Annotated in this window: 15 protein-coding genes; 10 read left to right on the forward strand and 5 right to left on the reverse strand. The window is 35.8% G+C overall.

Annotated features, from left to right (window positions below; genetic code table 11):
- Positions 1-207: 207 nt before the first annotated feature.
- From DD829_RS01490 to DD829_RS01500, 3 genes are read left to right on the forward strand one after another with little or no spacing between them, the layout of a single operon-like run.
- Positions 208-690, forward strand: a complete 483-nt coding sequence (locus DD829_RS01490; RefSeq protein ID WP_108409803.1) for a (2Fe-2S)-binding protein — start codon at positions 208-210, stop codon at positions 688-690.
- A complete protein-coding gene (locus tag DD829_RS01495; RefSeq protein ID WP_108409802.1) occupies positions 683-1702 on the forward strand; it encodes an FAD binding domain-containing protein in 1020 nt (339 codons plus the stop codon). The genes DD829_RS01490 and DD829_RS01495 overlap by 8 nt, the downstream gene beginning before the upstream one ends.
- A gap of 27 nt (positions 1703-1729) precedes the next feature.
- Entirely contained in the window at positions 1730-3970 is a 2241-nt protein-coding gene (locus DD829_RS01500) for a xanthine dehydrogenase family protein molybdopterin-binding subunit (protein ID WP_108409804.1), read from the forward strand.
- A 319-nt stretch (positions 3971-4289) separates the two neighbouring features.
- Here DD829_RS01500 and DD829_RS01505 read toward each other — a convergent pair whose 3' ends face one another.
- A complete protein-coding gene (locus tag DD829_RS01505; protein ID WP_108409942.1) occupies positions 4290-5294 on the reverse strand; it encodes a helix-turn-helix domain-containing protein in 1005 nt (334 codons plus the stop codon).
- Between the two features lie 517 nt (positions 5295-5811).
- Here DD829_RS01505 and DD829_RS01510 point away from each other — a divergent pair.
- Entirely contained in the window at positions 5812-7509 is a 1698-nt protein-coding gene (locus DD829_RS01510) for a hypothetical protein (RefSeq protein WP_123906779.1), read from the forward strand.
- A gap of 278 nt (positions 7510-7787) precedes the next feature.
- Positions 7788-9605: a hypothetical protein gene (locus DD829_RS01515; protein ID WP_108409940.1), complete on the forward strand. Its 1818-nt coding sequence runs from the start codon at positions 7788-7790 to the stop codon at positions 9603-9605.
- A gap of 390 nt (positions 9606-9995) precedes the next feature.
- On the opposite strand, the gene uraH is transcribed toward DD829_RS01515, so the two are convergent.
- The 3 genes from uraH to DD829_RS01530 all read right to left on the reverse strand — a co-directional run bounded on the left by uraH (position 9996) and on the right by DD829_RS01530 (position 11589).
- A complete protein-coding gene (gene uraH, locus DD829_RS01520; RefSeq protein ID WP_087706165.1) occupies positions 9996-10403 on the reverse strand; it encodes a hydroxyisourate hydrolase in 408 nt (135 codons plus the stop codon).
- A 26-nt stretch (positions 10404-10429) separates the two neighbouring features.
- Positions 10430-10957, reverse strand: a complete 528-nt coding sequence (locus DD829_RS01525; RefSeq protein ID WP_108409939.1) for a heme-binding protein — start codon at positions 10955-10957, stop codon at positions 10430-10432.
- 62 nt (positions 10958-11019) lie between these two features.
- Complete coding sequence (locus tag DD829_RS01530) at positions 11020-11589, reverse strand: Crp/Fnr family transcriptional regulator (protein ID WP_108409938.1); 570 nt, start codon at positions 11587-11589, stop codon at positions 11020-11022.
- Between the two features lie 301 nt (positions 11590-11890).
- Here DD829_RS01530 and DD829_RS01535 point away from each other — a divergent pair, with 301 nt between their 5' ends.
- The 5 genes from DD829_RS01535 (at position 11891) to DD829_RS01555 (ending at position 19138) form a co-directional block, all read left to right on the forward strand.
- Positions 11891-12655, forward strand: a complete 765-nt coding sequence (locus DD829_RS01535) for a hypothetical protein (protein ID WP_108409937.1) — start codon at positions 11891-11893, stop codon at positions 12653-12655.
- Positions 12656-12828: 173 nt separating this feature from the next.
- The gene (locus DD829_RS01540) at positions 12829-13443 is read left to right on the forward strand and encodes a flavin reductase family protein (RefSeq protein ID WP_108409936.1); all 615 of its coding nucleotides are present in this window, start codon (positions 12829-12831) and stop codon (positions 13441-13443) included.
- A gap of 353 nt (positions 13444-13796) precedes the next feature.
- Positions 13797-16286 (forward strand): PIG-L family deacetylase, encoded by a 2490-nt coding sequence (locus DD829_RS01545; protein WP_108409935.1) that lies wholly within the window; start codon positions 13797-13799, stop codon positions 16284-16286.
- Positions 16287-16386: 100 nt separating this feature from the next.
- The gene (locus tag DD829_RS01550; protein WP_108409934.1) at positions 16387-18078 is read left to right on the forward strand and encodes a sodium:solute symporter family transporter; all 1692 of its coding nucleotides are present in this window, start codon (positions 16387-16389) and stop codon (positions 18076-18078) included.
- A 541-nt stretch (positions 18079-18619) separates the two neighbouring features.
- The gene (locus DD829_RS01555; RefSeq protein ID WP_076396204.1) at positions 18620-19138 is read left to right on the forward strand and encodes a DUF2911 domain-containing protein; all 519 of its coding nucleotides are present in this window, start codon (positions 18620-18622) and stop codon (positions 19136-19138) included.
- A 307-nt stretch (positions 19139-19445) separates the two neighbouring features.
- Here DD829_RS01555 and DD829_RS01560 read toward each other — a convergent pair.
- Positions 19446-21121, reverse strand: a 1676-nt coding sequence (locus DD829_RS01560) for a class I SAM-dependent DNA methyltransferase (protein ID WP_116547460.1), incomplete at its 5' end; no start/stop codon positions are given.

The following is a 21121-nucleotide window of genomic DNA, read 5'->3' on the forward strand; positions in this document are numbered from 1 at the left end:
AAACAATTGATCCTTTGGTTTGAACTTGTTTTCAAAATCTTTTTAGGCAAGTATAATTTTCAAAATGAAAAATTAGCTTTTTAAGGAATGACTATTTAGATTGAATATATTTAAATCAATTTCAGGCTTTAATATACCACGGAACGTATATTTTCAATAATAACGGTTCTTTTTTTGTATCACTACCCATAACCAAACTACCGATTTATGGCGAACACTGGAAAACAATCTGTTACATTAAAAATAAATGGAAAGGAACACCATCTGGATGTACTTCCATGGGTATCACTTCTTGATGCTCTTCGAGAAAATCTGCATTTTACCGGTACAAAAAAAGGCTGTGATCATGGGCAGTGCGGCGCATGTACGGTTCTGATTGACGGCAAAAGAGTTTTGAGCTGCCTCAGTCTCTGCGTTATGAAAAATGATGCTGAAATTACAACCATAGAAGGGATTGCTGATGGTGAAAACCTGCATCCCGTTCAAAAAGCTTTTATCGATCACGATGCTTTTCAATGCGGATACTGCACTCCGGGACAGATCTGCAGCGCCATAGGACTACTGAATGAAAACAAAGCGAATAGCCGTGAAGAAGTTCAGGATCTCATGAGCGGAAATCTTTGCCGATGCGGAGCCAACAAAGGAATTATTAACGCTGTAATGGCAGTAAAACAAGGTCTTTATGAATAATTTTTCCTACAGAAAAGCCAATAGCGTTGATGAAGCAGTTTCATTGACTTATGCAAATGAAGAAAATAAAATCATTGCCGGAGGTACTAATATCATCGATCTGATGAAATATTTTGTTACCGAGGCAGACACTTTAATCGATATTAATCCGATTGATGGAATAGTTGATGTTACTGGATCTGATAATGGAGGAATTCGTATCGGTGCTTTAATGACAAATGCAGATACAGCGTATCATCCAATTATTGAAGAAAAATATCCGCTTCTTTCTAAAGCTATTTTGGCGGGAGCTTCGGCACAGATCAGAAATATGGCGACCAATGGCGGAAATTTATTACAGCGAACCCGATGTTATTATTTTTACGACATTAATACTCCCTGCAATAAAAGAGTTCCAGGTTCCGGATGTTCTGCGATGAAAGGATACAACCGAATTCACGCAATTTTAGGACACAGCGAAAACTGTATTGCCGTTTTTCCTTCGGATATGTGTGTTGCTCTTGCAGCTTTGGAGGCAGTTGTTCATATATCGGGAACGGATGGAGATCGGACATTGAAATTTTCAGATTTTCACAGACTTCCGGAAGATACTCCGGAGATTGATAATAACCTGAAAAAAGGAGAGGTCATCACAGGAATTGAACTGCCCGAAAAAGGATTTTCAAAAAATTATTCTTATCTGAAATTAAGAGACCGAAGTTCTTATTCGTTTGCATTAGTTTCCGTTGCTACTGGTCTGGAACTGGAAAACAGAATAATTAAAGAAGCAAGAATTGCTTTGGGAGGTGTTTCGCACAAACCGTGGCGTGTAAAAGAAGCTGAAGATTTTTTAGTAGATAAAGCAGCAAATTCGGAAAACTTTGCGGCTGCGGCTGACATTATTTTGGAAGGAGCCGTAGGTTTTGAGCATAACAGTTTTAAAATTAATCTCGCTAAAAAAGCAATCGTCAGAAACTGTATGATGGCTCTTGATCCGGCGTCTCAGAGACCGGGTGCAAAACCTTCTTTATAAATTATTATGAATGCTAAAGAAAATTTTATGAAAAATACACCGTCTGTCGGACAATCAATAAATCGTCTGGAAGGTCATCTGAAAGTAACAGGAAGTGCAAAATATGCAGCAGAATATGATGCTCCGGACTTATTGTATGGGTACATTGTGAACAGTTCGATTACAAAAGGTAAAATCAAGACCATCGATACATCAGAAATAAAAAAATTAGAAGGAGTTATTGAGGTCTTCACCCATGAAAATAAACCTTCAACTGCCTGGTTTGATTTTCAGTATGCCGATATGGATGCACCTCCCGGAACTGTTTTTAAACCTCTTAAAGATAATATAATCCGATATAACGGACAACCGATTGCTTTGGTTGTTGCAGAAACATTTGAAATGGCACGTTATGCGGCAGCAAAAATAAAAGTGGTTTATGAAGAAGAAGAAAATTTTGAAACGGATCTGAAGAAAAATCTTGAAAAAGCCAGAGATCCTAAAAAAGGACTGGCTTCGCTGCTGAAACCGCCTCCGCCAAAACCTACCGGTAATTTTGAAAAAGAATATGAAAATTCGTTTGTAAAAACCGACAGCTATTTCAGTCATGGAACCGAGCATCACAATCCTATGGAAATGTATGCTTCCACCGTGATCTACGAAGGAAAAGATAAACTCACTATTTACGATAAAACACAGGGAACGATTAATTCCCAAATGTATGTTGCGAATGTTTTCGGGCTTAAAATGAAAAATGTACAGGTCATCTCACCGTTTGTAGGCGGTGGTTTTGGTTCGGGGCTTCGTCCGCAGCAGCAGCTTTTTATGGCGGTAATGGCTTCGCTGGCTTTAAAACGTAATGTTCGCGTTACCTTGGATCGCGCCCAGATGTACATGATCGGACACAGACCTCCGACGTTGCAGCATACAAAATTCGGTGCGGATAAAGAAGGTAAAGTCAATGCCACTTATCACAAAGCAATCGGGGAAACTTCGCGGTTTGAAGATTATGTGGAAATTGTGGTGAACTGGGCCAATATGCTGTACCCCGCAGAAAATACATTGCTGGAACATGAAATTGTTCCGTTAGACGTTTACAGCCCGCTTGATATGAGAGCACCCGGCGGAAGTACCGGAATGCACGCTGTGGAAGTAACAATGGATGAAATTGCCTATAAATTAAATATAGATCCGCTGGAATTAAGGCTTATCAATTATTCGGAAATTGATAAAAGCAGTGATAAGGAATATTCGAGCAAGGAACTTAGAAAATGTTATCTGGAAGGAGCGGAAAAGTTTGGCTGGAATAAGAGAAATCCTAAACCCCGAAGCATGAAGCGCGGAAATAAGCTGGTCGGCTATGGAATGGCTACCGGAATTTGGGATGCCAATCGGATTTTGGGACGAGCAGAAGCGATTATGACACCGGATGGAAAAGTTGAAATAAAAAGTGCCGTTACCGACATCGGAACCGGAACGAAGACGATCATGACGCAGATTGCGGCAGATGAACTGGGACTTTCCATGGAAGATATTACGTTTTCGTATGCAGACAGTAAGATGCCGTTTGCTCCGATTCAGGGAGGGTCGTTTACTACGGCAACAGTGGGATCTGCGGTACAGAATGCCTGTCAGGCTTTAAACAAAAAACTTTTCGAAAGAGCTAAAGATTTGAAAGATTCCGTCTTAAAAAATGTAAATTTCAAAGATGTTATATTCAAAAATGGTTTTATCACCGTAAAAGATCAGCCTGAAATACAGTTGGATATCAAAGAAATTTTCAAAAAAAATGGCGGAGAAGCAATTCGAACCACAAATTCTGCAATGCCCAACCCATTAAAGTACGGAAAAAAAGCCAGAGCCGTTCACAGTGCGGTTTTCGTTGAGGTAGAAGTAGATGAAGAGTTGGGAATTATTGAAGTAAAAAGAGCGGTTACAGCCGTTGCAGCAGGGAAAATTATCAATCCTAAAACAGCAGAAAGTCAGGTTTTGGGAGGCATGATCTGGGGAATCAGCAAAGCTTTGCACGAAGAAACCATACTCGATCATGAGTTGGGAAAATATATGAATGCCAATTTGGGTGAATATCATATTCCTGTCCATGCAGATATTCACGATCTGGAAGTGGTATTTGTGGAAGAAAATGATTCATTTGTAAATGATTTGGGCGTAAAAGGGGTAGGCGAAATCGGTGGAGTAGGAATGCCTCCTGCCATTACAAACGCAATTTTCCATGCAACCGGAAAGAGAATTTATGATCTTCCGATTCATTTTGACAGGTTGATGTAATCCATTATAGGTGTTTAATTATCTGATAAAGAATATAATTTAAATGATAGACTTACATCACGTTGCTTTAAATAAGTGACGTGATTTTTTATGGTTAAGGCTTATAAATGAAGTGAAAAATAAATCAATTAATCTTAGAATTTCAAAATGAGCAATCTTTAGTATATAGCAACAGAAGGAAATTCAATTAAAGTGAATGATTCGATATTTAAAAAAATTCTGATAAAGTAGTTTTATTATCGTCTATTTCAAAAAGGGTTTCTGATCATGAGATTGTTTATATTCACTATTACAGATTGCAGAGAAAATATAATCGTTATTAAAGATTCTTTATATAATCACTTGGCGTAACGCCTTCAATCTGCTTAAAAACCCGGTTAAAGGTAGGCTGATTTGAAAATCCCGCTTCTGTATAAATAGAAAACAGTGTAACTTTTGTGAGATCCTGTTCCTGAAGAAGAATTTTTACGTGATTTACGCGTAATGTATTGATGTAGGCACTGAAGTTTGTATAGCCTTTTGCTCTAATTGCTCTTGAGATGTAGGTCGCATTACTGTTAAGATCAATACATATTTTAGAGATGTTGAGATTGGAATCTTTAAATTGTTTCTCGCCTTTCACCTTTTCATCCAGTTTCTCAAAAAAAGCGAGATAGTCATCTTCATTTTCCTTAATGATAAGATCTACAGATTTTTTGTCCGGTTGTGCAAATGGTTTTACTGAAAGCTGTTTGTTTCTTAAGACATTTATTTTGTCCTTGTATTTAATCAGCATCATTATAATCAATCCATTGAAAAGGAAAGCTGTGATTTCTGTAAAGCTGATAAAATTTCTGAAATCAAAACTCACCTGATTAAAGTAATCCCCATAAAAAGATAAAACTGTGATAGCAGCAGCAATTAATAGTACTGAATAAGCAGCATAGATAATTGCCATCTTTCTCGAAAACAGGATGAATGCTCCCAATGACATCGGCAAAAACCAAATCAGGTTTCCTACGGATATTCTAAACAGGATAATGAAAAAATAAAGATTGTACAGGGGAGCTATAAATAAATATAATTGTACGAATCGAAGAATTTTTTGAGAGGAAACTTCTCTGGTCACATAGACAAGACCTGCAACTGCTAAAGAACCTACAACGGTATATCCGATGATAAACTGATCCAATCCTCCTATCAAAAATACCACACTGTAAAAAAACAGAATAGACATCATAAGTTTAAGATAACTTCTGATCATTTGTTTTTTCAGTGACTCAATTGTCATTAATTCTTCACTATCCTCTTTTTTCAAATCAGGAAAAGTATAAAAATCAAACATTTTCAATATTTATTTTAGTTAAGTATTTGTTATATAGTTGTTTAGTTTAATTTAAAACAGATATTGTTTTTGATTGCAGCTAATATTTCATATGATTTCAGGTATTTCAATCTTTGCAGAATACAAAAAACAAATAATAATCCAACCAGATTTAAGCTAATATATATAAACAGATAATTCTGAAAATGACCTTATCCTGGTTGATAAGATACGAATTGCAAAATTAATAATAATACCATTGATTTAAAAGTAAATTATCAACAAGCTTACAACAGCCAATTTTGTTCCAAAACTTTTTGATCGCCTGTTATTCGCTATAAATGTTTGATTAATGACAGATTATTTAAAAAAAACGAAGAAAAAAAATATTAAAAAATTAACAACTAAAAATCAAAAAATGAAAGTATCTAAATACTTGCTTCTCCTGCTCTCCTTTTTGAGCAATCATTTATTTTCCCAAGTAGGCATTAACACAGAAGAGCCGAATCTCAATGCGGCATTGCATATATCGGAACGTATGAAAAGTACCGATCCTGATGCAAATAACAGAATTAAAGGGATTATTATTCCCAGACTGACAAAAACCGAAAGAGATCGACTCACCTATTCTGATGCACCGGGCAATAACACCATTAGGTTAAATAGTTCGGATAATAGCTTAATGATCTTCAACACTACTGAAAACTGTTACAATTTTTGGAACAATACAAGCCTTGAATGGAAAAGTATCTGCGGAGATATCGGAAATGCTGATTTTTCAGTTGATTGTACCAATATTGAAACCAATGGAAATTATGTAAAAGGAGTGCAGGTTGATGAATCCAATTACGTTATTCTGAAAAATGTAAACGTTATAAAAACTGGAAATTATTTTATCAAAGCCACTTCCTCAACTAATAACGGTTATTCCTTTGCGGCGCAAGGCGTATTTACGTCTCTAGGAATACAAACGGTAAAATTATTTGCACAGGGGACGCCATCTGCGGCTGGGACAGATGCATTTACTGTAAAATCTTCCAGTAATTCTATTCAGAATGATTGCCAGTTTTCTGTTTCAGTACAAGCAAAAACTGCGAAATTTACTTTAAATTGTAATTCTGTTACAGTAAATGGGGTTTACTTAAAAGGGGTGGCATTAACTTCCGGCAATACAATTGTTCTCAATGTAAAAGTGACAGAAACAGGTTCCTACAATATAACAACAGAATCCATCAATGGCATTCATTTCTATGATTCTGGTATTTTCTCTGCTGTAGGAAATCAGTCAATTATTTTGAATGGGGTTGGAACACCCACTGTAAATAGTGATTTTCCGATAACAATAAGTTCGAATGCTGTTGTAGACAATACTACCTGTAGTACCAACATTCCTATAACATTGCCTGCGATGAAATATGCTGTTATCGGAGCAAATAATGATTACTCTTGGCATCCTAATAGTATTCGTGCGCAAGCCTTTAACAACAGTAATTTTGGTCCATCCGGTAAAGTGCGTATTATGTCATTAAGCAATGCATGGAATACTAATGATCCTGCTACAGCAGTAACCAATCTAGCCGGGACAAACAAACCTGATATATTAATGTACTATTCATATGGGATTATTCCCACTCCTGCATTGGTCACAGCTCTTAGTAATTATGTAAACGCGGGAGGTGTTCTTATTTTTGGATCGCGTGATGGATATCCAGATGAGGCGAATGCACTGCTTAATGGAATTTTTGGACAGGGCAATGCCCAGGCACAGATCGCGGGAAATGGTTCGATAGATGATAACGTGTATCCGGTAAGTAATCTTTCAGATGACCCCATCATTAATGGTCCATTTGGTAATGCTGCAGGCAGGTATTGGGGAGAGGACAATGCTTCTACAGGTACAGTTATCGTGACCTCATTACCTCCTAACTCAGTACAGATTGCTACCGCCACTAACCAGTTTTCAAAATATACAGTAAATCCCGTATATTCTACGGTATGGTATAATAAATCTAAAAACTTTGTCTTTTTCGGGGATTCTGTAGGTGCATCCAGTACAGATACAAGTGACAGTTCTTATCCTGCGCTTTACATTAATGCATCGCCTGTAACCAAAAGATATGGGCAATGGCCAAACCAAAATACTCAGGCACAATATATTTATAATTCTATATTAGAGTTGAATGCTATTTCGTGGGGATTAGAACAAGCAGCAGTTTCTGGTATTAATACTTATTAGGAAGATGATCAATTATATTAACCCTTTCTAAATTCAAATCGGTGATCTTACTAGAGCTGATTTGTAGAATCTTCCGAAGCGAGACAATTTTGTCTCGCTTTTTCAATTTTAAAATATTTAAAATTTTATATTTCAGTCAGTTATAATTTATTCTTCAATGAGGAAAATATGAATTTATAATGAATTCAGGCATTTCCGAAGTTCATTGTTTTTAGTTTAATTGATTATTTGGCATTTTTTTTGATTTATGGCGCTACTTAAAACAAAAATAAATAACTATGAGAATTAAAATACTATTTTTTATTTGCTTTTTTGTATTTGTTGTAAAAAATGCTCAAGTAGGTATTAATACCATTCAGCCAAATTCTAATAGTGCTTTGCATATTTCAGAAAAAATGACAAGCACAGATCCGGATAACGAAAACAAAATAAAGGGAATTATCATTCCAAGACTAACAGAGCAGGAGCGAAACCGTTTAACGTATTCCGATCCCGATACTAAACAAAATATAAGACTACAAAGTTCGGATAATGGACTTACCATATTCAACACCACGGAAAATTGTTATAATTTTTGGAACTCAACAGAAAACAGTTGGAAGAGTAGTTGTGGAGGCTATTCTGATGCTGCCTATACGCTTGACTGTACCAGCGTTTCTGTAACGGGTTCTTATGTCGCAAATGTACCCGCCAATGAAAGTAATTATATAAACATCAATAATATCAATGTTACCAAAGCGGGCAACTACATTATCAGTGCGTCTACAGATACTAATAATGGATATTCTTTTATTGCAATTGGTGTTTTTTTAAACACAGGAATTCATTCTGTTAAATTAATGGCTCAAGGAACACCACTGAACTCTCAAATGGATACTTTTACCATAAAACTATCTGGAGCCGGAATACAGCCGCAGATTTGTACGGCAAATGTCTCTGTGCAACAGTCTATCGCTGAATATTCTATGATTTGCTCAAGCGCAAAAGCTAATGGAACATACCAGAAAGGTGTTGCTTTGGTCGCAGGTAATACAATCACAATGAATGTTAATGTTACTACAACAGGATATTTTGAGATTAAAACATTAAAAAAGAATGGTATAAGTTTTTCTGCTTCCGGAAACTTTAATACAACCGGACCTCAGCAAATAACACTTGTTGGCAGCGGAACCCCAAGTATTAATGAAGATTTTCAGGTGAAGGTTTCCGGGAATACGGGATACGGAAATACCGACTGTGATGTCAATATTCCCGTAATTCTTCCATCCATGACTTATGCGGTAATCGGACTGGATAACGTGTATACCTTCCATCCTAATAATCCCAGAACAGCGTCTTTCAATTCAGGTAATTTCGGGCTAAATGGAGTGGTTAAGATTTCAGGACTGAGCAATATTTGGGTTTCCACGAATGCGAATTCTGCTGTTACTAATTTGAATGCGGCAACAAAACCGGATGTAGTTCTTTATTTTTCATATGGTTTTACTGCAAACAGTGCTATGGAAACCGCTTTGAGCAATTATGTGAATGCCGGAGGTGTGCTCATTTTCGGCAGCAACGACGGTAGGGATGGAGATGTTAATAATCTCATGAATGGTATTTTCGGAGAAACTTACGCACAGTCGCAGGTTGCGGGTAGTGGATCTGTGGATGACAATGTTTATCCCATATCTAATCTTCCAAATGATCCAATCATAAATGGCCCATTTGGAAATGCTGCTGCACAATATTGGGGTGAAGACAACAGCTCCACCGGAACGGTTATTTTAACTAAACTTCCAGCCAATTCAGTACAAATTGCAACGGCCAACAACCAGTTTTCAAAAAATATGGTTAATCCGAGTTATTCGACTGTGTGGTACAATAAAACGAAAAATTTTGTTTATTTCGGCGATTCTGTTGGCGCAAGTAATAATTCTTTAAGTTTAACAGATTATCCTTCTCTGTATGATAGCAATATGCCTGTATCCAAAAGATATGGTCAGTTTCCCAATCAATCAACACAAGCACAATACGTTTTCAACTCTATACTGGAACTTAATGCTTTTGCATGGGGTTTGAGAAGAGCCGCGGTGTCCGGTATTAATCCACATTAAATTTAAAAGTAAAATCGTCTAAGAGGTTCTTTTGAAAATCAGAAATGTCTCTTGAGAACTGTGTATTTGAATCGGCATTCTGTATTGTGTACGAACAAAATCAACAAAAATGAGGCTGTCCTAAAAAGTTTGGACAGCCTCATTTTTGGTTTTATTCAGCGCTGGGATTGTTTTTTAACATGAATCCGATGTGGTATCAGTAAAAAGTATCAATAGGAATGAACTTTAGACCATTTTAATAATTATGATGAAAAATTTGCTTTAGCCAAAAACATATGCTAAATTTCTGCTGAAGCTGATCTTGATTTTCAAAACACAATTAATAAGGTTCAATTAATTATCAATCAAATTATCAATTCTTTACACCAGCTCACGTTACTCTTTCGGTTTTTAACTGCCTCTGTACGTGGAATATCCATAAGGAGAAAGCGTGATGGGAACATGATAATGATTTTTATCCTTAATTTCAAACACGACCTCAACAAAAGGGTAAAAGCTTTCGGTATTGTCTTTTTTGAAATAATCTTTCGTGTAGTAGGTTAATTTGAAAATGCCCAGATTTTCTTTTTCTGCCGGAAGAAAATCAGGAATTCTGCCGTTTGTATCTGTACTCTTTTCATCCACAAAAGACCATGTTTTCGATTGCTCATTGTATTTTTCCAGTTTAATTTTAACTCCCGGAGCAGGAATTCCTTTTGAAACATCCAGAATGTGAGTGGATAGCTGAAAATTATTTTTCTGTGCAGAAGTTCCTATCGACAAAAGAGCGAAAAGAACGCTAAAAATTAATGATTTCATTTTTCTTGATATTTTTAAATTTTAAATTACTTCGATGTTGTAATTCCTGTTTCAGGAATAGAGGCAGATCGGGCAATCCAGTCATCATTTTCCGGACTTCCTCCGCCCGATACGCCTACACTGCCGATTATTTCGCCTTTGTACCAAATGGGAACACCGCCACTTAATAAGAGCAGTTCCGGAAGCGTATTCAGATTTTTTGTATCAGGATTTTGTTCCGCATTTCTCAGCAATAACAGCGTTGGTGTTTTCGTAGATAATGCTGTATATGCTTTTCTCCTTGATGCCTCTGTGTTATGAGGCCCTACACCATTGCCGCGGAGCAGTAATATTGTAGTTCCGGAAGCATCTAATACAGCAACAGAAACGCTTTTGTTTTTTGTGGATGCGGCTTTCATCATTCGATTTGCCAATTCTAATGCCGCCTCTGTGTTTAAATTATTCACAGGTTTTATATATTTATCAGCAGAGTGATGTATCGTCGTATTTTCAGTTTTATTTTGTCCGAAAACGATACACGAACTGAGCAGTAAAAGCAAAAATGGTATTTTCATAACTCTGTTTCTGCAAAGTTAGACACCCCAAAAATCAAAAACGTTGCTCTAAGTCAACGTTTTTACAGTTTCGATTTTATTCTGCTTAAGGTGGAAGGAGAAATTCCCAGATAAGAAGCAACCATCCTGTTCGATACCCGAAGCAAAAGCTGCGGCTGATATTCGATCAGCCATTTCACTTTGTCTAAGGCATCAAAACCCTGAAATCCATAAATTCTCTTTTGGGCGATGATGAATCCGAGTTCCAGAATTTCGGTATAGATTTTGGCAAATTCGGGTAAAGTTTCTACGAGATGATAAAAATCTTTCCTCGAAATACGGAGCAGTTCCGATTTTTCTATGGTCTGGAGATATTCCTGTGCAGGTTTCTGGTCAATAAAACTGGGCAAAGCAGTCGCAAAATTTCCTTCAAAAGCAAAATACCTTGAACTGTCTGTTCCGTCTTTGGTGGTTGTAAACAGACGGATGCATCCTTTGTTGATGAAGTAGTACCATTTGCATACCTCATCATATTGGAGAAGTATTTCGTTTCGTTTTGTGTTCACCGGCTGAAAACAGGAAGTTATGATCTCTATCTTTTCAGAAGAGATTTCGCCTTTGCTCCGGATAAATTTTTCAAGAATTGAATACATGAATAGGATGCTTACGATGTCAATCTGATCGAAGAACGTTCAAACTAAATTTTAATTAAATCTACCATAAAAAGTCTACTGCAACTACACTTTTTGAACTAATGTCAAAAATTAAGCCCAAAATAAAACAAAATGTATAACTTCAAATTGGGAGTGTTATTTTTCTTTTTTTTTTCGTAAAAGTTCAGCTAGGCTAAAACAGATTCAGCTCAAATCTTCACAGAGTTTAAAATTCATACTTTTTTGTTGGCAGAATTTCTCCGCTTGATGTAAATTTGATTAATTTAACTGAAAGTAAATTATGGCAAAGCTATTTCAGATTTTAAATGCAGTTGCTTTGGTGGCAACTATTGTGGTAAACTATCTTTCCAACACCGGAATTTTTAATAATGAAACGATGGCTACCATTTCAGCCAGATATCAGAACCTGTTCACTCCTGCAGGATATGCTTTTTCCATTTGGGGACTGATTTATCTCGGGCTTTTAGGTTTTGTTATATATTACGGACCATTTACGAAAAATACCGGTACTAAAGAAAAAACTATTTTAAATGTCGGTTGGTGGTTTACCATTTCCTGTGTTGCAAACAGTCTTTGGATATTTACGTGGTTGTACGAATATACTTTTTTTACGATTCCAATTATGGTGGTTTTATTCATATCTCTGCTTAAAATTATAGGAAATAACCGTAGTATTTTAGAATCTAAAGATCTTAAAACAGCAATTTTCCTTCGTTTGCCTTTTTATATTTATTCGGGCTGGATTTCTGTAGCTTTAATTGCCGATATAGCAGCTTATCTTAAAAAAATCCAATGGTCTGGTTTTGGAATTTCAGAAACTTTATGGACGGTGATCATGTTTGCCGTTGCAGCCATTATTCACTTATATATGGTTTGGAAACAGAAGATGGGAGCTTTTGCTTTGGTGGCAGTCTGGGCATTAATTGCTATTGCGGTAGCCAATCAGCATGCCAACCAGACCGTTTATATTGCGGCAATCATTACAGCGATCGTTATTTTTGTGAATGTCTTTTTTCAGATGTTTAAAAAGAGAACTGCACTCTGACAATGAATCATTGTCTGTAAAATTTATGCTTTAAAATTGACAATGTAATTGGACAGACTTTCTCAAACAGTTTTGTAAGCGTAACATCATTTTCTCCAAAAATCATTCAACATCAGCAGAACTAAATTCTGTTTTAAATACATTTTAATTAAAAATTTAAATCACAATACTTAATGTTAATTCATTTTACCAATCAGCAGATAGCCGAAACAGAAGAAAGGAAAAGAACGGCACTCGTTAATTCTTTGAGTGGCTTTAAAAGTCTTAATTTAATTGGAACCGTAAATAAAGATGGGCAAACCAATCTTGCTGTCTTTAATTCTGTAATGCACATCGGCGCGAATCCTCCTTTAATGGGATTTATTTCCCGACCGGATTCCGTTGAGAGACATACGCTGGAAAATATACAACAGACAGGTTATTATACCATTAACCATGTGAATAAAGAGATTTTTGAAAAAGCACACCAGACATCAGCACGATACAAGCGCGAACAGTCAGAATTTGATGCTTCCGGACTAACTGCTGAATACAAAAATAATTTTTCAGCACCTTTTGTTCAGGAGTCGAGTATACAGATCGGGTTAATCCTGAAAGAAATTGTTTCTGTAAAAAGCAACGGTACGCATTTAATTGTCGGCGAAATTACAGACTTATATTTCCCTGAAGAAATCTGGGAAGAAACAGGAATCTTGGATATTGAAAAGGCAGGAACAGTTGCCGGTTCCTCTCTCGACGGCTATCACACTACCCAATTACTTAAAAGAATGAAATACGCAAAACCTTAGTGAGGTTATTTCGGATACAAGCAAGTATAGTTTATAATGCAGAAATTGGAAATTACTTGATATCTTGATTTGGGTTAAGGAGTAAATCTGAGTTCTGGAATTCTTTTTCGTAAGCAATATGCTTTTACTATAAGCCTTCTAAATTATTTATAGATATAAAAGATCTTCTAACAATATAATTTTAAACATAAAAAACAATCGAAGTTAATAGAGCCCGCTTCGATTGTTTTTTTGTTTTCACACAAAGATTTTACGAAGAATACAACAGAATATTTGGAGTTACCGATTGCTTTTTTCTTTTACGGTTGAAAGAAAAACGATTTACTTATATTTGCCATGCAAAGCAAATTCAAATGTTCAGAAAAGTAACCCTTGTTTTTATCCTTGTCTTTTATGCGGCTTTTTGTCCGGCTCAGCAGCTTCGGCCGTCAAAATCATCTGAGATTTACCGCGAACTCAAAACCCTTAAACACCTGCCTAAAGTGTTATACCTTGCCGCTCATCCCGATGATGAGAATACAGGATTACTTTCATGGCTGGTTAATGATCAAAATGTAGAAACAGGCTATTTGTCTTTAACCAGAGGCGATGGAGGGCAGAATTTATTGGGGACAGAGCAAGGTGCGGCACTGGGATTAATCAGAACGCATGAGCTTTTGGAGGCAAGAAAATTAGACGGCGCCCAACAGTTTTTTACCCGTGCGATTGATTTCGGGTTTTCTAAAAACACCACAGATACTTTTAAACAATGGAATGCAGACAGCATTACAGCAGACGTTGTCTGGGTAATCCGTACATTCCGTCCGGATGTCATTATTTGCCGTTTTCCGCCTACCGCTGCGGCAGGACACGGACAACATGCGGCTTCTGCTGTTGTTGCCGAAAAAGCCTTTAAACTGGCAGGTGATAAGACTGTTTTTCCGGATCAGCTAAAATACGTCAATGTATGGCAGCCAAAACGTGTGTTGTGGAATACATTCCGGTTTGGTTCTGTGAATACGACCGCTGAAAATCAACTGAAAATTACCGTTGGACAATATGATGCACAACTCGGAATGGGATATGGCGAACTTGCAGGATTAAGCAGAAGTTTACATAAAAGTCAGGGTGCGGGAACACAATCTGTAGCTGGGATAAAAACTGAATATTTTTCCCATGTTATCGGAGATCCTGCAAAATCGACAATTTTTGACGGAATTGTTAAAACATGGACTTCACAGGGAAATGCTGATATTGATCAAGCATTGGATCAGATTATTTCAAATTTTAATTTCAACAATCCGGATCTCAGCTTACCTGCTTTGCTTGCTTTACGAAAAAAGATTATGGCGCTGAAAGATGCAGAGCTGAAAAAAGATAAAATTAAATCTCTTGACCAGATTATTTTAAGCTGCGCCGGATTTATGGGGGAAGTAGTGACCAATCAGGCTGAAGCGGTTGCCGGAAATCACTATCAATTCAAATTAAATATTATTTCAAGAGCTTTAAATCCTGTTGTTTTAGAAAATGTAAAATGGCTAAATCAATCTGAAAGTTTCAACAGAAACCTTTCAAAAGATTCTTTAAATACCATTCAGCATGACATTCAGATTCCATCCGATGCAGCACTTACGGAACCTTACTGGTTGTCAAAACCCGCCACGAACGCGGCAACTTTCTCGGTTCCAAATGATACATTAATCGGTTTGCCGGAAGCAGAATCACCACTGAATATTTGGGTGGATTTAAAAATCGGCTCGGAAAAGTTTCAGGTTAAACTTCCTTTATCGTTCAAAAAATTAGATCCCGTAAAAGGTGATGTGGTAGAACCTTTGCGCATTGTTCCTGCTCTGGAACTGAAATTTACACAGCCTCTTTATTTAGCAAAAGAAAATGAAGATTTACATTTGAGCTTGAATGTTAAAGTTAATTCAGATAAATCGTTCAGCAATGGTAAAATTAATCTGATGTACAACGGAGAACAATTAGGCGGTACAGATGTCAATTCATTCAATGGAAAAGAAACAACTATCGATTATGTAATTCCCAAAAATAAACTCAGCAAAATAAATGCGTCTCGTTTACAATTGGAGGCTAATTTTGTCGCAGATGGAGTCACTTATAATAAGAAACAAGTATTAATTCAGTATCCGCATTTGCCTTCTTTACAATATTTTGCACCTGCAACGGTAACCGTAATGAAAGGTGACATTCAGGCAAAGGTTAAAAAAGTAGGATATATAGAAGGTGCAGGAGATTTTATTCCTGAATTTCTGAGAATTGCGGGGATTCAGGTTGATGTTCTGAAAGACGAAGATTTTTACAGCGGAAACGGCAGTCAAAACAAACTGGCTCAATATGATGCCATAGTATTGGGAATTCGTGCCAATAACACAGAGAAAAAGCTCGGTCGCTGGATGCCTTTTTTATGGTCTTATGTAAAAGACGGAGGAAATCTGGTGATGCAGTACAACACCAGTCAGGATACAACCGTCGATCAATTGGGAATCTACAATTTCCGTATTGCCACAAGTAAACGCGTTACTGAAGAAAATGCAGAGGTTACATTTTTAAATCCGAATCATAAATTACTAAACTTTCCGAATAAAATTACTCAAAATGATTTCAAGGATTGGGTACAGGAACGCGGCGCGTATTTTCCGGATCAGTGGGATTCTGCTTATGAACCGCTTTTTGAAATGCACGACACCGGTGAAGAACATTTGCAGGGATCTACTTTATATGCCCCATACGGAAAGGGGAATTTTATTTATACACCGTTGGCATTTTTCAGGCAGTTACCTGCGGGAAATGTAGGTGCGGCACGTTTATTTTTAAACTTTTTATCTGCACAGAAAAACTGATGAACAAGCCACTTAAAAATTGGAGTACATGGTACATATTACTGGCGCTCGCTTTGGTATTGCAGATCGCTTTTTATTATTGGTTTACTAAATTCTGGGCATGAGTACGATAGATTGGGCAGTTCTTATTTGTACACTGGTTGCAGTGGTTGTGTACGGCGTATTCATCGGGCGTGGACAGAAAAGCAACGAATCTTACCTGAAAGCAGACAATAAAATGCCATGGTATATTGTGCTGATCGGAATTATGGCGACTCAGGCAAGTGCCATTACATTTCTTTCGGCGCCGGGACAGGCGTATACAGACGGGATGCGTTTCGTTCAGTATTACTTTGGGCTGCCTTTGGCGATGATTGTGATCTGTATTACGTTTATCCCGATTTTTCAGCGGTTAAATGTTTACACGGCTTACGAATATTTAGAAAACCGTTTTGATAAGAAAACAAGGGTACTTACTTCACTGCTTTTTCTTTTTTCGAGAGGTTTGTCTACAGGAATCAGCATTTATGCGCCGAGTATCATCTTATCGAGCGTTTTAAACTGGAATATTTACCTGACGAATGTTTTAACAGGCGGAATTCTGTTAATTTATACCTACGTTGGCGGTGCAAAAGCCATTGCGCATACCCAAAAACTACAGTTTCTCATTATTCTGGGAACGATGGCTTTTGCAGGGTATTTACTTATTGATAATATGCCGAATGGAATCGGTTTTAAAGATGCGCTTTATCTGGCGGGAAAATCCGGAAAGCTGAATGTCATTACCACAGAATTCGACTGGAAAGATAAATACAATATCTGGAGCGGATTAATTGGCGGTTTTTTTCTGGCATTGTCTTATTTCGGGACAGACCAGAGTCAGGTTGGGAGATATATTACGGCGAAAGACAATACCAATGCAAAAATGGGCTTGTTGCTGAACGGATTGGTTAAAATCCCGATGCAGTTTGCAATTCTTTTAATTGGAGCCATGCTTTTTGCTTTCTTTTCTCTGAAACCGGCTCCGATTTATTTCAACGAACGCTCTTATCAGCATTTAAAGGAAACAAAACCCGAACAGGCAGCGGTTTTTGAAAAAGAACATCAGGATTTGCAGACAAAATTTAATGCAGAATCGAAGGAAATTTTACAGTTAAAACAAAACAATTCTTCACAGCTTGAAACAAAAATTCAGGATTTTAAAAATACGCAGTCTCAGGTAAAAGCACTTCACGGAAGGGTAGAAGAAGCCATCAATCAGTCAAACTTTAATGCAGAGAAAACCGATACGAATTATATTTTCCTGTATTTCGTGAAAAATACCTTGCCTGTTGGAATGATCGGGTTGCTGTTTGCCGTTATTTTCCTTGCCAGTTGGGGTTCTATTTCGGCGGCGCTGAATTCTCTTGCTGCCTGTTCCTTAAAAGATGTTCATCTGATCTTTAAAAAAGAAATTCCGGATGATAAAACAGAACTGAAATACAGCCGACTGCACACTTTAGCGTGGGGAATTTTCTCCATCGGAGTAGCCATGTTTGCTACACAGATGGGTTCTCTTATTGAAGCGGTGAATGTATTGGGTTCCCTTTTCTACGGACCGATATTGGGGATTTTCCTTGTGGCTTTTTACTTTAAAAAAATCAACGGGGCGAATGTATTTATTGCAGCTATTTTATCTGAAATTGCTGTGATTGCCGTTTATCAGTTCGATATTGTTTCCTTCCTTTGGCTTAATGTGATCGGCGCAGCGGCGGTGATTGTATTTTCTGCAATCGGGTTGGTGTTTTATAGGCCGAAAGCATTAACTTCGTAAGCGGACAAGAAGAGCGTGTTTAAATGTATAATTTATTTTTACCATTAAGAAATTAAGCCTCTTTAGCTTAAAAAATTAAGTTAACTAACTTAAATTGACTTCGTTGAATCTAGAGATTTCTTAATGTTAAAATTTTCTTTAGAACACTTGTTGGAAAACGCAAAAGACGCAAGATTTTTATTCGTCTCAAATCTTTAAGGCGCAAGAAAATCGAAGATTTTCAATAAGGATGGATGCTTAATTTTATTGCAGATAAATCTTTGTGTCTTGATTGTTATCGTTAAGTTTGTTTAAACTAATTTTAAATTTAACCACAAAAGAGACAAAAGACTTTATTGGATTTATTTAAAGTATTTCAAAAGTCTGCAAAGAGAAAAAATCTTTGATTTTTTTTTAACTTATATGCTCTTTTTTGCCCATTTAAGTAGTGAACTTAAACAACTAAAGTGTTAAAATATTCTGCGGTAAAAAAGTGTAGACAAGTTTTTTATTAAGTTGAAACAATTTTAATCATAAAAATAAACAGACAAATAATAGTATTATGAAAACAATTTTTAAATCGGCTACCGTTCTTGTGGCTGCCATGACGCTTTCGGTAAACGCTTTTGCTCAGGACACCAAAAAACCGGCAAGTCCTCCTGCAACGGCAACGGGAAAGATTAAGGATGCCAATATTACGATCGCTTACAGCAGTCCTTCTGTTAAAGGGCGCACCATTTGGGGAGGTTTGGAACCGTATGATCAGGTTTGGCGTGCGGGAGCCAATGAAGCCACCACTTTTGAAACGGATAAAGATATTACCGTTCAGGGTAAAAAACTTCCTGCCGGAAAATACAGCTTTTTCTTGATTCCTAAAGAAAGCGGAACATGGACTGCCATCTTCAACAAGGAGGCAAAACAGTGGGGCGCCTACAAATACGAACAGGCAAAAGATGCTTTACGTGTAGACGTAAAAACAAAAGCACTGCCTGCAAAACAGGAAACTCTGGTTTACAAAATAAATAAGAACGGATTCTCAATGGATTGGGATAAAATCTCGGTTCCTGTGGAGATAAAGTAAGTTTGAATATGAAATTTAAAATCCCGGTTGTCCGGGATTTTTTATGTTTGTAATATATCCAAGATTACTACTGTAAATTTTTTAAATAGTTTTACTACAAACTGATTTAAAGCGCCAAAAAGTTTTAAGGTGATTAAGTAATTCAATTACATGAGTATTTACTTTCCTGTCAGGTAATTTCATCTAGAGCTTTAAGCTGACTTACGCTCGTTTCTTTTTAGCTCGTTAATAATTTTTGTGAAAACTTATAATATTTCGTTGATTTGGTTTTTATGTTTTTTTTTAATTTTAACATCACTAATAAAGTTTAAATAGGATATTTTTGTTTAAAAAAAGCATCTAGTAATTCTTTATTTTCTTCCCTTAAAAGAAATTCTTTTTCCCTATCGTTCAAATTACATATTCCAAAATTCTTAAGATAATTTTTACTAAAAGATATAAAACCAGACGAATAATCCTTCGATACATTTGATATATACTTAAAAAAGATATCCGATTCAAAGATTTTCTTTAATAATAAAAGTTCTTCTTGAGAATCTGAAATTACAGCTATGCCATTATAAAAAAGTAAATCTTTATCTAAACAAATAATGAATTTTGGTTTTTTAGATATATGGGCAAAAAATAATTTAAACTTATTAATATCTAGTGATTGTCTTCTTCCGTAAGCATACCATTCTTCATATTTACCTTTGCTTTTATCTCTTGTAGCTAAAATTCCTCTCATGTCTGAAAGATATTCATAAGCGTTAGGGTAATTAAGTACAAAATTATCTTCTGAAATTATTTTTAAGTTTAAATCATATGGGAAAATTATTTTTTCATTAAGAAGATTGATATCAGCAATTTTCTTAATTTTATTTGCATTTACAATATTTCTACAAATTGTTTTTTCAATCTTATACTCAATTTTATCCTTTAATAAGTAATAATTTTGATCATCTTCTCTAAAAGGAGTAAACTTATAAATATTATTTTTTAATGTGGCAATTCCATTTCTAGTAGTAAAAACTTTTGAAAATGGTTCTCCTACATTTTCAACAATACTAACTAATCTTGCTGTCGGTTCGTCATTAACTAAATTCCACCCATTAAAATTGTTAAGTTCATTATAGAAATATGTTTTATAAGAATCTGATTCAAATTTATTAATATTTCGACTTTCGATTCTGATATATTTTATTATAGGATTATTTAGTGAAATAAAACAAATACAAGTATAAGTATTTCTATCTTTAAATAATTGTTCACCCCCAAAGTTAATAATCGTTAAATCAATTTTTGAATTTTTAAAATAATCTCTTAATGCTCTGCCGTTAATACTTTTTAAAAAAGTATTAACGGTAATATATCCTAATATTCCTTTTGAATTTAGATTTTCAATTCCTATTTGAAAAAATGGTATGTATAAATCCGGATGCCCAGTCTTAGCAACTTCAATTTTTTTTAGTTTTTTTAATGTTTCAGTGTCCATGTTTCTTGAACAAACATAGGGAGGATTTCCTATTATGATGTCAAAACCATTTGATAATCCTATTTTTAGGTTTTTTTCACGCCAATTAAATTCCAAAGAGTTTCCTTGATGAAGATTGAATTTAAAATATTCTGAATCTTCTCCATATTCTATTGCTAATAAACTTAATAAAATTTTAGATCTTTCGACACTATGTTGTTCTATATCAATGCCAAAAATATTATTTTCAAAAATTTCATAAAAAGATTTATTAGTTTTCTTATGAATTTTTTCGGCAGCGGTTAGTAAAAAGCCACCGCAGCCACAAGAAATATCTCCAATTTTCAGCAGAGGAATTTCACTATCGTTTTTTTTTTCAAAAGTTTTTTCTACAATAAAATCTCGGATAAACTTTGGAGTATATACAGCACCATTTAAAATCTTTGTAGATGGTGAAATTACAAATTCAAAAGCCTCAATAAGTTCTTCAAAATTATTTATTGATCCTAAATTATTAAGTTCTAATAAAT

The organism is Chryseobacterium sp. HMWF035, from assembly GCF_003094695.1.
GTDB lineage: Bacteria > Bacteroidota > Bacteroidia > Flavobacteriales > Weeksellaceae > Chryseobacterium > Chryseobacterium gambrini.

Coding starts and splice junctions, on each gene's coding strand:
- DD829_RS01515 (WP_108409940.1), top strand. CDS start 7,788: ATGAGAATTAAAATACTATTTTTTATTTGCTTTTTTGTATTTGTTGTA.
- DD829_RS01545 (WP_108409935.1), top strand. CDS start 13,797: ATGTTCAGAAAAGTAACCCTTGTTTTTATCCTTGTCTTTTATGCGGCT.
- DD829_RS01555 (WP_076396204.1), top strand. CDS start 18,620: ATGAAAACAATTTTTAAATCGGCTACCGTTCTTGTGGCTGCCATGACG.
- DD829_RS01495 (WP_108409802.1), top strand. CDS start 683: ATGAATAATTTTTCCTACAGAAAAGCCAATAGCGTTGATGAAGCAGTT.
- DD829_RS01510 (WP_123906779.1), top strand. CDS start 5,812: ATGAAAAGTACCGATCCTGATGCAAATAACAGAATTAAAGGGATTATT.
- DD829_RS01500 (WP_108409804.1), top strand. CDS start 1,730: ATGAAAAATACACCGTCTGTCGGACAATCAATAAATCGTCTGGAAGGT.
- DD829_RS01490 (WP_108409803.1), top strand. CDS start 208: ATGGCGAACACTGGAAAACAATCTGTTACATTAAAAATAAATGGAAAG.
- DD829_RS01550 (WP_108409934.1), top strand. CDS start 16,387: ATGAGTACGATAGATTGGGCAGTTCTTATTTGTACACTGGTTGCAGTG.
- DD829_RS01525 (WP_108409939.1), bottom strand. CDS start 10,957: ATGAAAATACCATTTTTGCTTTTACTGCTCAGTTCGTGTATCGTTTTC.
- DD829_RS01535 (WP_108409937.1), top strand. CDS start 11,891: ATGGCAAAGCTATTTCAGATTTTAAATGCAGTTGCTTTGGTGGCAACT.
- DD829_RS01530 (WP_108409938.1), bottom strand. CDS start 11,589: ATGTATTCAATTCTTGAAAAATTTATCCGGAGCAAAGGCGAAATCTCT.
- DD829_RS01540 (WP_108409936.1), top strand. CDS start 12,829: ATGTTAATTCATTTTACCAATCAGCAGATAGCCGAAACAGAAGAAAGG.
- uraH (WP_087706165.1), bottom strand. CDS start 10,403: ATGAAATCATTAATTTTTAGCGTTCTTTTCGCTCTTTTGTCGATAGGA.
- DD829_RS01505 (WP_108409942.1), bottom strand. CDS start 5,294: ATGTTTGATTTTTATACTTTTCCTGATTTGAAAAAAGAGGATAGTGAA.